The sequence below is a fragment of the Nostoc sp. KVJ20 genome (assembly GCF_001712795.1).
Classification (GTDB): Bacteria; Cyanobacteriota; Cyanobacteriia; order Cyanobacteriales; family Nostocaceae; genus Nostoc.
Genome location: NZ_KV757726.1, coordinates 26,513 through 39,746 on the forward strand (window position 1 = coordinate 26,513; position 13,234 = coordinate 39,746).

Annotated in this window: 13 protein-coding genes; 11 read left to right on the plus strand and 2 right to left on the minus strand. The window is 41.6% G+C overall.

The window, feature by feature from the left end; genetic code table 11:
* Positions 1–133 precede the first annotated feature (133 nt).
* Complete coding sequence (locus A4S05_RS32270) at positions 134–859, minus strand: hypothetical protein (protein WP_175586748.1); 726 nt, start codon at positions 857–859, stop codon at positions 134–136.
* A 140-nt stretch (positions 860–999) separates the two neighbouring features.
* Positions 1,000–1,188 (minus strand): ribbon-helix-helix domain-containing protein, encoded by a 189-nt coding sequence (locus A4S05_RS32275; protein ID WP_069073851.1) that lies wholly within the window; start codon positions 1,186–1,188, stop codon positions 1,000–1,002.
* Between the two features lie 236 nt (positions 1,189–1,424).
* Here A4S05_RS32275 and A4S05_RS32280 point away from each other — a divergent pair, with 236 nt between their 5' ends.
* From A4S05_RS32280 to A4S05_RS32335, 11 genes are all read left to right on the plus strand, one after another.
* Positions 1,425–2,540 (plus strand): ParM/StbA family protein, encoded by a 1,116-nt coding sequence (locus tag A4S05_RS32280; RefSeq protein WP_069073852.1) that lies wholly within the window; start codon positions 1,425–1,427, stop codon positions 2,538–2,540.
* A 3-nt stretch (positions 2,541–2,543) separates the two neighbouring features.
* Complete coding sequence (locus A4S05_RS32285; RefSeq protein ID WP_069073853.1) at positions 2,544–2,777, plus strand: hypothetical protein; 234 nt, start codon at positions 2,544–2,546, stop codon at positions 2,775–2,777.
* Complete coding sequence (locus A4S05_RS32290; protein WP_069073854.1) at positions 2,774–2,998, plus strand: hypothetical protein; 225 nt, start codon at positions 2,774–2,776, stop codon at positions 2,996–2,998. Before A4S05_RS32285 ends, A4S05_RS32290 begins: the two co-directional genes overlap by 4 nt.
* Positions 2,995–3,270, plus strand: coding sequence for a hypothetical protein (locus A4S05_RS32295; RefSeq protein WP_012412837.1), 276 nt, complete (start codon positions 2,995–2,997; stop codon positions 3,268–3,270). The genes A4S05_RS32290 and A4S05_RS32295 overlap by 4 nt, the downstream gene beginning before the upstream one ends.
* 165 nt (positions 3,271–3,435) lie before the next feature.
* Entirely contained in the window at positions 3,436–3,978 is a 543-nt protein-coding gene (locus A4S05_RS32300) for a hypothetical protein (protein WP_256091327.1), read from the plus strand.
* Between the two features lie 8 nt (positions 3,979–3,986).
* Positions 3,987–4,658, plus strand: a complete 672-nt coding sequence (locus A4S05_RS32305) for a hypothetical protein (RefSeq protein WP_069073856.1) — start codon at positions 3,987–3,989, stop codon at positions 4,656–4,658.
* Positions 4,659–4,728: 70 nt separating this feature from the next.
* Positions 4,729–5,307, plus strand: coding sequence for a hypothetical protein (locus A4S05_RS32310; protein WP_069073857.1), 579 nt, complete (start codon positions 4,729–4,731; stop codon positions 5,305–5,307).
* Complete coding sequence (locus A4S05_RS39635; protein ID WP_084227347.1) at positions 5,304–7,127, plus strand: P-loop NTPase family protein; 1,824 nt, start codon at positions 5,304–5,306, stop codon at positions 7,125–7,127. Before A4S05_RS32310 ends, A4S05_RS39635 begins: the two co-directional genes overlap by 4 nt.
* A gap of 208 nt (positions 7,128–7,335) precedes the next feature.
* On the plus strand, positions 7,336–8,007 hold the full coding sequence (locus tag A4S05_RS32320; protein ID WP_069073858.1) for a response regulator transcription factor: 672 nt from the start codon (positions 7,336–7,338) through the stop codon (positions 8,005–8,007).
* A gap of 326 nt (positions 8,008–8,333) precedes the next feature.
* Positions 8,334–10,520, plus strand: coding sequence for a pentapeptide repeat-containing protein (locus A4S05_RS32330; RefSeq protein WP_069073860.1), 2,187 nt, complete (start codon positions 8,334–8,336; stop codon positions 10,518–10,520).
* Positions 10,521–10,617: 97 nt separating this feature from the next.
* On the plus strand, positions 10,618–13,234 hold a 2,617-nt coding region (locus tag A4S05_RS32335), incomplete at its 3' end, for an NACHT domain-containing protein (protein ID WP_069073861.1).

The following is a 13,234-nucleotide window of genomic DNA, read 5'->3' on the forward strand; positions in this document are numbered from 1 at the left end:
ATTGGCTTTACACCGAATCATGTACGATAAAATTACTATTAGGGATATTAATTAGGCCGTTCAAACCCGATAACCCCAATTCCCTTTGAAAACCCTGCTGTCCTACCGGGACGCGGGGTTTTCGTTGTTTTGCCTATGAGTACTTGGCTAAAGTCGCCTTGACAAACTCGATTACTTCCTCCTGTTGAATAATAAATGCAGTGCCTTTTCTTCTAAGAGCCAGAATTTTCATACTTCCAACTTCAGAATAAAGGTGTGAATTGTGATCAATAGCCGCCTTGGTGGGAGGCCATAAGACCAAAACTTTTGCTGAGGGCGTTTTTGTAGCTTCCCTTGAGGACATTGCAAACAAGTCCCTGTTCTTGCTCAACCACTTCTCGTAATCTGCCAATTCAAGCAGTGGGCAAGGACTCCAAACTTTTAGTCCATGTTTGTCTTTCCTCTTGATCTGCAAAACCTCTCTAGCTTCGTTGTAGACAATCTCCTTATCTCCTATTGAGCGAATCGAGATAAACAGGTGAACTTTTCGCTCAAATCTCACAAACAAGTCGATAGGATTCTTGTCCTCTAGCTTTAGCACTGGAAAGACTTGTATCCCCTGGCTTTTAAACTCATCCAAAAGCAGGGCTGTTAATTTTTCCAGCCGTGCAAGTTTTTGAATTCTTATCAATGGCTTGTAAGCCAATGCAAAAGCTGCCCAGCCTACCGGAGTAATGAAGCCGCCTGTAGCAAGTGCAGTACCGCTAATCGCCAGAGCCAAAGCGGATTCGTAGTCTTTCGCCTCCCTAAGCATCTCTAATGCCGCTTCGTTGTGCGGCGGGAGTTGAAAATCGGTTGGTAGGTCTTTCACAGTAGTCATTGGAGACACCAAAAATTGTTTCGGTTGCTGACTAATCTCTCATCGGTTACAAGGTCAAACTTCTTTTCATCTAGGTTATCTGGTTGGTTTTTATCGGTTATGTATTTTGCTTGGGCTAAGTTCAACTGAGAGTGATCACCCTAATCTTCATCCTGTTTTTTTAATTTGGTTTTTTTTGTGTGTCTTGCCGTGAGCGCTTCCGAAGCAAGAAGTTTTACCATTTGACTCATAGAGCGTTTTTCAGTTTTTGCTTCAGCAGATATTAAGTCGTAAAGTGCTAAGTCATCTTCATCTGTGAAATAAATATTTAATCTTGTTCCTGTGGGCATCGTAACACTGTCTGGTGTTTGAATAACCCTATTGTCAGTCTAAACCTCTCACTTGTCACTGGTGTTAAACAGTGTTATGATAACACTATAAGCCAAAAAACGCCACAAAACAAAGGCAATAGAAGCCAGAAAGTGACGCTTTGGCTAACCCCTAACTGGATGTGCGGATTTAAGAGGATTCAGCCTCTAAATTCTCCAAAGCCAGAAGAACCAAGACTTTAACAAACAACAGAACCATGACAACCGTATATTCCAATGCCAAAAACTGGCTCGTTCAAGCGGATTTGTTAGCCAAATCAGGGCTAACTGACCTTATCGCCGGAAAAGACTCAGGTGCAGGGTATGGCAAGGCAATCATCGGTGATTTTTCTATCATGATGCCTGCCGCATACTCACTTGTTCGCAACCGCAATATCATGCACCACGAAACCATCTCAAAAGATGGCTGCTGGGTGCGGTATGTAGAAGGTTCACGCCTGGACTTAAAAGATGTTCAATTCTTTTGGGGCAGTGCGGCTCTAGCGCAAAGTGACCACACCCTGTTACACGAGGATAAGGCGAAAAAGGCAGAACTGGCACTAGAAAGCATTCTTGCAGACTTAGCCGTTCTCAATATTCCCGATGGGGTCAAGCTATCGATTAGTTTGAGCAACCATAACCCCGAACGCTGGGCGACTGAGATTAAGCGCAGAGTTGAAGGGACTCACAGCTTTGAACATCTGCACCCTGTGACTCGTTCTATTGTCACCAAGACAGTTGAAATCGTAGTCACAGGCATTTACCCCGAAGGATTCGGCAGCATTGCTCACTGCTTGTTCGGTGAAGCATCCCTAGTACTTGACCCCTCAGAATTAGCGATCGCACTCGATATCGGTTCATCAACTTGGTTGATTACCGTGTTTAACGGCAGTGGTGCAGTGATTGACCGTCACCTAATTGAAGGTGGAGCCGGTGAACTGCACAGCATGATTGCAGAAACCCTCGACAAGCGAAACGACCGAGTAAGTCTGCTGTCCAAGGATGTGAAGCACTCACCCAGTCTCGTTAACCAGGGGATTATCGAAGGCACTTTCACTTATGGAGGCAACCACCTTACTGGTAAAAAGTTTGAAACCGAGTACAGCCAATGTCTAGATCAGTGGTGGTCAAACAGGATTGAGAAATTCGCCAACTTTGTGACTGCTGGTAATTATCTAGACCGTGCGAAATACCTTGTCGCCTGGGGTGGGGGTGTTTCCTTGCCAGTGGTGGATCAAAACTTAGCCGGTTTAGGCTTTGTGGTCTTGAATAATCCCCAATTCATCAATGCCTTGGGATTAAAGCTATTAACTCAAATCTCTTTAGGAGCCTAATCAATGAATTACGAATCTCGGCGTATAACCATCTCCTACCTAGCAGTAATTGAATTGTGCAAGATTTTTGATTTACCCCAAGACGCACCGACACAAGCATTATCAGCAGGTGTAGAGAAACTGATTTTTCAACACGGTAATGTACAACCATCGCCCAAAGTTGAAACACCGCAATCTACACAGCCCAATAAATCAGCACTTAGCGCAATGGTCACTAATTTCAAGGGGGCAGCATGACCAAATCCAGATTTAGAAACACGGTTTTAGGCATTGGAGCAACAGCAGCAGCGTTAGCCCTTGGCTACTTCGGAGTCCAGCAGCTTGGCAGAAACAATATGTTCACCATCGCCGCAGCTGTGGGAGGTGCAGGTGCAATCAGCTATGTACTTCAGAAACCGAGTCAGCCAGAAGCGCCAACCGCACCAATCAAAACCCAAAGGAAAGGGAAAAAGTCATGAGCGACCAAGACACCCAAAAGACACAGCCAAGCCTAACAACAACCGAAATCATGACCATTATCCTCGGTTGCGAACAGACTCTTAGGTTCGTGCAAGCATCCCCAAATTATCAACAAATTGAAGCCTCCGAACGGTTCAGTACATCGAATGACCTAAAAATGGGTGATGCTGTGCAAGCCTTGATGGAGATTCACGAAGCGATTCTAAATATCGAATTCTACTCCCAAGTTGAGGGACAAACTTATGCTTTCAACGACAGCCTTACAGCGTAATCATTTGTATGAATTCCGTGGTCAACAACTGCGCTACAGCCACCGCTCTAATTGTGGAGTCAATGCCCCTTTCATTTTTAATGACTCAAAGGGCAGAAGAAAAGAACTAAGCCAAAACCAAGTACAGTTGGAGGTTTTTGAACTTGTTGAGTTTTGTGAGAACTGATGATGAAGCGATTGCACCGACGACCAATCATTGCAATCGCCCCACTCCGGGATGTATCTCTCGCCGCAAAACGAAAAGTACACAAGGATCTTAACAGCATGACACTCGATTACAAAAATCCCAACGACTGGGGCAAATCACCTCTGACTGACCGCGCTTTGAGATTAGAGCAATTCAAAGCGGAAAATCCTGAACAATGGGCTGCAATGATCTCAGCAGATATTCAGGCACTCTCCACGCCAATCTTCGAGAGTGAAGATTACCCACCCTTCACAGGAACCGAATTCTTAGCAACTCATGAAACCATTGATGACCATCCATACTCTGCTGCATTTGGTCAATTCTTGGGTAATGGTATTGACGCGGACATTGCAAATATATTGGCGTTTGGTGAGAAGAGATTTGATTTAATTTCTGAAGATTTTGATGATCCAATACGGCAACTAGCAACGAGAATTTATAGCCGATTTGAAGAGATGGGTTACTGGGATAAGTTGCCCCAATCATCCAGCAATATCGACTATGACTACATCCCTTATTAGGAGATAAAATGGCACGTAATTTTGGAGCAGCGAAACTCAAAAACCATATACCCACCACTGCCCCAGGTACTTTAGGGGCAATGGGGAGACTGTTTGATGTCTCAGAATCGGACTTCAACAAAGCCCTCCTTGGCGACCAAACGGTAATCACCAAAATTGCAGACATGGCACGACTGTCTGACACCGCTAAGGCTAATTTGCCTAAAGCTTTGGAGGCATATCGGAAGATTATTGAAACCACCGGAGATGTAAACCAAGCCTATGCCGAACTGGTGCAATTGACCCAAAAACACGGAACGCAAACCCTGAAAGCTATCAACACCAGTAAGACAGGAGAACAGCGTTTCAAAAACGAGATGACCGAAATGCAGGCGGAACACGTCAACGCTACCACTGCGGAGGCCACCCGTCACGCGCAGCGCTCATCCTTGATTCAGATATCTGGGGCCACTGCGGATTTAATGGCGATCGCAAAATATGAGGCTGATTTAATCAAGGCATCCAACAAAGTGCCAGAAGCCCAAGACGCAGCAGATCGCGCTTATGAAACTGCGGTAACTAGCGCACTGTGGACAAACGGTAGTGAAGCCAAAACCGACCGCATACCAAAGCCCAATTACTCGCGCACTGCTGGCATTAGCCGAGTAGGTGACTGGTTCAGGAATTTTATGGGCATTTAACCGTAATTAGTCGAAAGCCAGTTGTTAGCAAAAACTCTGGCTTTTTCTGTTTCACCCACGCGAGGTAAACATGAATGAAATTGATTCCCTATTATCGCAGTTCCAAAACACCAGTGAACAGTCCACACCAATGCTCTGGGGTGAAACTACTTCAGAAAAACCGACCCCGGAGAGCGAAGATGGCGAACGGTTAGAGCAATCCATTCGTGATGTCTTCAGTAACAAGCAACTGCTAAACAAAGCACTGGCTACATTCCTGGGTGTGTTTACTGCCAATGCTGGAGTCAGCCTACTAACAAGTCTTGGGATTGGGGCGATCGCTTCTGGCACTTTAAGCAGCATTGTACTAGGGCTATTTTTTGCTGATACCCTTACTAAAATTCACTATGACGGCAGAATCCACATTGGTAAAGACTTCATGGTAGCCACTGCTCAGACGGTGAGTGTAGGGGCTTCGCTGTGGATTGCCTTTGATGAATATAGGGCAGTGTCAGAAGCAACTAATACAGGAAAGACACGGTTCTATCAGGAGGTTAAAACCTACGAAGTTAAGCCAACTCCCAAGAGTGAAATACCTTGGGGCTTGATTGGGGTAGGTGCTTTTGTGTTGTTGGTGATTGCAGCAATCGTCAGGGGAACAAACCAATGAAACGCAAACAATTTGAAGAATACTTGCGTTCGGGAACAGCCAACAATATCACTGTAGGAGTGCTGGCAACCATTGGCTTAATTTGTGGGGCAAAGTCATTTACTGGCACTCAGATAAGTTTAGTTGAATATTGCTTCATTCCCTCAACACTAAAAAATCCGGTTAACCGTCAAAGGTACTGCACTCCCAACAAGCGTTACATAATGCCAGAGTCGGAATTTTATGCTGAAGCTTATGCACCAGCTAATCCAGAGTTTCAACGTGATAATTTTCTGCCAACCAAAGCTACCCGTCTAAGAATAATCCCCCCAAGTAACCCGGATAAGGCTTTGTGGGGATTAGCTTCAGTGTTTTTTCTAGGAGGAGCCTATGGGTTATCCAAAGCTAGGGAATGGCGATTAATCCAACTAATGCCTTCAGTTAGGGAAGAAATTCGTAGCAACTGGTTAATTTCTAAACTTTGGTCAGGGTTAAGGCTCCATAAGGAAGCATACACCGCGCAGTTAGACTACGAGTTTCACCAATGGACGGAGAATAGACGGGTAAGAGAGGCGCAGTTGTCAAAAATGACACCGCAAGAGTTAGCCATCTTTCAGGAGCAAGTGAGATTAAGGGCAGAGGCAGAAGCACGGGTGCAACTGCAACAGGTAACGGGGCAGCCAGCCGCAGCATTGCCGGGGCAATCAATGCAGGATATCGCCAGGGGTGACGATAAAGTAACCGGCTCTGAACAGCAGACATTACAACAAAATACTGCAATTAGCCTTGATCCATCAGAATCTCTTGCCCTGAATACTTTGCAAGCCCTAGCCAGAGCCGATAGTTCCACTGCTTTAGTTGCCGCACCAGGGAGTGGTAAATCAGTCACCCTCAATTACCTAATTGGGAAAATCTTAGCTGATTCCCCAACGGCTGATATTTGGGTGATTAGTGCTAAGAATGATAGTTTCTGCGGTTTACGGGAGAAAGAGAGAGTAATTGTCTTTGACGGGGAAAACCCAGACCTAGCCAAAGAGGTAATTGACAACTTTTACACCGACTACAAAAAACGTAAACAGCTACCAGAATCAAAGCGCGAATCTTTACCACCATTGATTCTAATTCTGGATGATTGGTTAGTGATTGCTGACCAATTAAGTAAGCATTACTCTAATTGGAATTATGGCAGTAAATTGCTTGATATTCTGCTGATTGGTCGAGAGTTTAATACTAAGTTTATTGCTTCCCTACAGTCTTTTAATTTGGCGGCTTTGGGCATTGAAAAGATGGATGCTCAAACTCGTCTGTGTTTGAATTTATTGCTCTTAGGTAACAGGTATATCAAGAATGGAAGGGAGCAAGAATCTTATGGGGTACTGGAATTGATTTTAAATAGAGGTGACATCATTCCAGGTAAGCAAGAACGGGAGCAAATTAAATCTAAATACTTGGATATTAAAGCAGTCTCTTATCAAAACTTACGTCCAGTTATGATTGCTTCCGTTGGGGGTTTTGTCGTGGCATTGATGCCTAAATTATCTAATCAAGTCAATTCGATTGCTTCGGAGCAGGAATATCTAGATAGAGTCTTTGACCTGGAATTTAATTTAAGTCCGGCTCACCAGATACATCCCAAACCATTATCTGATGTGGCTAAAAAGATTTATGAATACTTCCAGAATGTCAAGACTAAAACCCCAAAAACATTACGTGATTTGAAGAAGGCAGATAGGTTATCCAGCTATTCAGAGCAAGAATTAATTGATGGGTTAGCTGAATTAGTTAAGACGGATCAGGTAAATTCTGACGGAAATGATAGCTACTCCCTACCTGATTGGTGAAAGGACTGCCGTGATGCCGTGGTCATAAAAAGGGATGTTTTACAGGCTTTTCTGAGTGTCCACGGCATACGGCACAATCACGGCAATCCATACCCTGTATAGGTTGTAGCCTACGGCACTGCTACGGCAGCACGGACACCCACGGCAGAAGCATCAATAATAAGTCCGCCAATAAACAGCCATTTATTATTAGAGGATTAATAAAATCATGCTGAAAATAGTAATTGTTGAACCAGAAATATTCACTCTCTTAGGCATCAAAGGTGCTATTTCACAATCTCCTGATATAGAAGTAACTGGTGATGCCACCAGTGGGAAGATAGGTTTTAAATTAATTGAACAGACCAACCCTGATGTTGTGTTAGTTGATTTACTCTTACCCGATATGAGTGGTTTAGAACTGACTAGCTCAATCAAAAGGAAAACTAATAGTAAAGTGGTGATTTTTACTAATCAGACTCATTCCGACTTTATTAAGTCGGCTTTTCGTCATGGGGCTGATTCTTATATGCTCAAAAGTGCTGATATAGAATTGATTGAACTAGCTATCAAGAGAGCTTACTTTGATGAATGCCTGCTTGACCCGAAGCTGGCTAAAAAACTGTTAAAAAACCTTGATAAAAATAGATATATTGACCCTAGTTTTGCTGATAAAAACTTGCTTGACTCTCCCACCGAACGACAAATACAAGTCCTGCGTTTACTGGCTCAGGGTTTAGGTTTTGAACAGATTGCCAAAGAAATGTTTCTCTCTGTTAGTACAGTCAAACGTTATGCCAGCGATTTGTACAGTAAATGGCACGTCAAGAACAGTTATGAGGCGATAAAAAGAGGGGCGATGCTTGGTTATATTGACTATAACTTGATTGTGAATGAATGATGTATTGGTGAGGAGAGCGAAAGGATTAAGTTGGATATTGGTGGTAGTTAACTTTTCTCTATCTTTCTTCTTAAGAGCGGCTGGCTACCTACCCATGTTCATTACCCTTCTTAAAAAAAAGCCTTTGGTGATGATAGACAGAGATTCTGTCGAGCATCTTTATGGCTATTGCTTTGATTCAGACAAAAGACTCATACTATGATATTTTCTGCGGTTAAGCGTGAATTCTGGCGGTAGAAATATAAAATCAACTTAAAGCGTTAAAATTCTGGAATTGTTCATAATATATCTGTATCCAAAAAGAAATTTGTATACAGCACCCAGCCATGCCCCAAGACTTCTCCGGTCAAAATCTCAGAGGTCGTTCTTTCAAAGGTCAAAACCTTGAGGGTGCAAATTTTAGCGGTGCAGATATCCGAAGCGCGGATTTTACAGGAGCGAATCTGAGGAACACAAACTTTAGCCATGCTACTGCTGGGTTGCAAAAACGTTGGGCTATTTTTTTAGTAGGTGTTTCGTGGTTGCTGTCTGGAGTTTCAGGATTTTTCTCAGCTTTTGCTGGAGGGATAATATCTCTTATATTTGATACTTCAAATCTAGAAAATCGGGCTGCTGGCTGGACTGCTTTAATAGTAATAATTGTTTTATCTATAGTTATCCTTCGCCAAGGATTAAACTCAGCCTTCGCCTTCGCCTTCGCCTTCGCCGGAGCCTTCGCCTTCGCCGGAGCCGGAGCCGTAGCCGGAGCCGTAGCCGGAGCCGTAGCCGGAGCCGGAGCCGGAGCCTTCGTCTTCGCCTTCGCCTTCGCCTTCGCCTTCGCCGGAGCCGTAGCCGGAGCCGGAGCCTTCGCCGGAGCCGGAGCCGGAGCCTTCGCCTTCGCCGGAGTCTTCGCCGAAGCCGTAGCCGAAGCCGAAGCCGGAGCCTTCGCCTTCGCCTTCGCCGGAGCCGGAGCCGGAGCCTTCGCCGGAGCCTTCGCCGAAGCCGGAGCCTTCGCCTTTGCCTTCGCCGAAGCCTTCGCCTTCGCCGGAGTTTTACTTAGTGCTGACATTGCCTGGAAAGCAATGAAAGGAGATGAAAAATACGCCCTTATTCGGAACATTGCTGTTGCTTTTGCAGCCTTTGGCGGTACAAACTTTCGCAATGCCAACTTAACTGACGCTAATTTCACAGCCGCCACACTTAAAAGTACAGATTTTAGAAAATCTATTTTGACTCGCACTTGTTTCAGCAAAACTAAGAAACTTGACCTTGTTCGCCCTGGAACTACTTACCTGCAAAAAGCACAAGTGGTAAGCGTGTTAGTAAAAGGTCAGGGACTAGACTTGAATTTTGACCGTGAAGGCTTGCGAGGAGTAAATTTTCAAGGAGCCAATTTAGTAGATGCAAGTTTTATTGGCACAGATTTAAGTAAAGCGAATTTAAAAGATGCAGATTTATCCAGAGCGAAGTTAGTCCAAGCACAACTTGATGGAACTGATTTAACAGGGGCTACTCTCACGGGAGCATACATTCAAGATTGGGGCATTACCACTGATACAAAGTTTGATGGGGTGCGGTGTGAATACGTTTATATGCGACTCCCCACAAAAGAGAATCCTGACCCCCTCCGCAAACCTGATAACAATAAAGAAGTGTTCGCAGATGGGGAGTTTGGTGATTTCATTAAACCAATTTTCGACACACTCGACCTGTATCATAACCAAGACGTTGATCCAAGGGCGATCGCAATTTCCTTTAAGCAGTTAGCAGAAAATCACCCAGAGGCGGATTTAAGAATTGTCGGCATGGAAGTGCGAGGTGAAGATAAGTTTTTACTTCGTGCCAAAACCGCATCTACCTCTGATAAGTCTGAACTGAGTGCAGAATATTTTGACACTTATAATCAGCTTAAGGGCTTACCAGAGGGAGAAATTAAATTACTGTTAGCAGAAAAAGATAATCAGATTCGCAGATTAGAGAATATGGTGATGACGGCGTTAGAGCGCCCTAATTTTTATTCAAGTACTCAAATACAAGAGGTTGGTAGTATGAATTCTAATCAAGGCGGGATTAACCAAAGTGCAAATAATAGCCAATTTGGTCAAGGGCAACAAGCAGCACAAGGAGATGGAAGCCAGCAATCTATGAGTAGTAACGAAACTTATAGAACTAAATATGACCAAAGTCACGCAAACATTGGTGGCTTTGTTGACACTGCTCAATCTGGCAGTCAGCAAATATTTAATCAAAATATTTCTCAATCAGAGCAAAAACAAACCCTTGCAGAAGCCGCAGCAGAAATTCAGGCATTGCTAGAGCAATTGAGCCAGTCTTATCCTACTAATACAATGGCAGGAAAAATGGCACTGGCAACAGAAGCCACGCAACGCATCGAAAATAACCCAACTTTAATGCAGAAAACAATCAGTGCGTTGAGGGCTGGTGGTACTGCGGCTCTAGAACAAGCCCTCAGCCATCCCGCAGCCAGTTTTGTCATTGCTGCTTTAGATGATTGGAATAAAAACAATCAATAAATTATTAAGTTGAATTAAAAAACCTCAGACCAGTTAAAAATAAATTTTGCTGGTCTTAGTGTGGAAAATATTTTATTTATTCTATTAAATTTTTACTATGAATCAGCAGCAATCTCCTGGCGATAATCAACCATCTTCGCCTGAACCAGGGATAAGGCAGGAGGCTGATAATTCAACATTCGGTAGTGGACAGCAGGCGGCAATAGGTAATGATAATATCCAAATTCAATATAATAAAAATTCTTTTATAATTGTTATAAATAGTCAAGAAACTACAATAAGCGAAACAACATTTAAAGAAATTCTTGAATTTGATGAAGAAAAATTAAACTTTCTTTCTAAAAACCATCCACATATATATGTGATAATAGCCTATACGTTGACTTATTTAAAAACCTTTGGTGCTTTAGCAGAAAAAAATTGCTGGTTAAATAAAAGGTTAAAAAAACAAAATGTCAAGGCGGATTTTAAGCCACTATTTAATCAGTTGGAAAGTTTGGGGACATTGACAATAAATGAAATTCTAGTCAACAAAGTATTAGAAGATTTTTCAAAATCAGATTTAGCAGTAATTTTACGTCAAGAATTAGTTAAATATCTAGAAAATCAAGAAATCGAGTCACACACGTCTGAGATTATAGCGAAATGGGTAACATGGGAGACTTACCCATATATAAAAGAGAAGTTTTTATCTAAATTAGATAATGAAATCACAAATTGGAGATTAAAGATAGCTCAAGCAGAACAATCCAGGATGGATGGAAAATATGCAAAGATTGAATCTTATCTCTCAACAAAAATATCACCTAATACTAGCGATTTAAAAATAAAGCAACAGTGGAGATTAATAAATGCAGAAAATGAAAAATATACAATTGATAATCTTTACTTGGGCTTAAAAATTCATGTTTTAGATACCAATAAATCTCTACCTGAATCAGATAAAGATTTAGAGGAATGGGTTGAAGAAGAGTTGATGAGTAAAAATGAAAATAGCCAGGTTATATTTATCCAAGCAGGCCCTGGACGAGGTAAGAGTACCTTCTGTAGAATATTTGCTGATAGAGTAAGAATGAAATTCCATCCCCTTTGGACACCAATATTAATTAAATTGCGAGATATAGATAATTTTAGTTCAGATATTCAAAATATTCTTAGTAGTGCTTTAAAGGAGAAATTTGCCGATGCTCAAAACTGGTTAAATGAGGAAGATACAAGGTTTTTATTTATATTAGATGGTTTGGATGAATTATATTTTGAAAACAGAAAAGGTAATGGAGTTGAGGATTTTTTGGAAAAAGTAGTAAATTACCAAAAGCACTCAAATTGCAAGCATAAATTTATAGTAACAGGTAGAAATTCAGCTTTACAAGGCATCAAAAATTATATTTATAAGAATTTAAAAATGGCAGAAATTGCTGTAATGGATGATGAACTCAAAAAACAGTGGCTAGAAAAATGGAAAATATTAGTTGGTAAAGATAAGGCAGAAGGTTTTCAAAAATTTATAAAAGCAGGTAATTGTCCTGAGAGCGTTAAGGAATTAGCACAAGAACCATTATTGTTGTATCTATTAGCTGCTATGCACCGGGATAATGACTTAACTATTGAAATGTTTAAACAGGCTAGTGGCACTCAGAGCAAAATCTTAATTTATCAAAATGTAATAGATTGGGTTTTGAAAAAACAGCGTCCGGAAGACCTCAATACTAAAATAACTGGACTTAATAACACAGAATTAGAGCTAATTTTGACTGAAGCTGGGTTCTGTGTTACTCAATCTCTTAGGGAATACGTTCCAATTAAAACGATTGAAGAACGTTTTAATCATGATGAAACCATAATAAAAAAAATTGAAAAAGCTAGACAAAATTTTAAGGAAGGATTTTCAACCGCCTTAGCAGCATTTTACATTCGTCCTGCAAAAGATGAAGGTGCTGTAGAGTTTATTCATAAAAGTTTTGGAGAATTTTTCTGTGCTAAAAAAATAGCCCAAAGTTTTCAAACCTGGGTTGAAGTAGATTCTAAAAATGGACACCAAGAATTTATCATTAATAATGAAGCATTAGCGAAAGAAATTTATGATTTACTAGGTTATGGTAAATTATCATTAGAAATTGTAGAGTATTTAATTGCTTTACTTGATAAAAACAAAATTCAGTATCTAACTTTGTTTCAACGTTTTGAAAATTTTTACAAGGATTGGTACTTAGGAAATTTTATTAATAGAGACTGTGAAGACTCCATTAATTTACCTCTAAAGCAGATGCAAAAATTCAAAAAACAAAATATATTGCTGGGATTGAGAGAAGTAGATATCTATGCTGGGCTAAATGTCATTATTTTACTTTTAGAGTTACATCGTTATGCCCAAGCTCAAGATAAGTTAAAGAATAATAAGGATAATATTGTTTTTTATCCTTGTGGTAAAGAAGACAGTGATAATTTTGATAATCAGCGATTGCTTCGGATTATTAATTACAGCAACAGTGTTACTGTAAATACTTTTTCAGCAACTGTGGGTTATTTTCTCTCAGGTGCTAACCTCACAGGAGCTATCCTCACAGGTGCTAACCTTGAACGAGCTAAACTCGGAGGCGCTAACCTTGAACGAGCTAACCTCGAAGGCGCTAACCTTGAAAGCGCTAACCTTGAAAGCGCTATCCTTGAAAGCGCTATCCTTGAACGAGCTAACCTTGAACGAGCTAAACTCG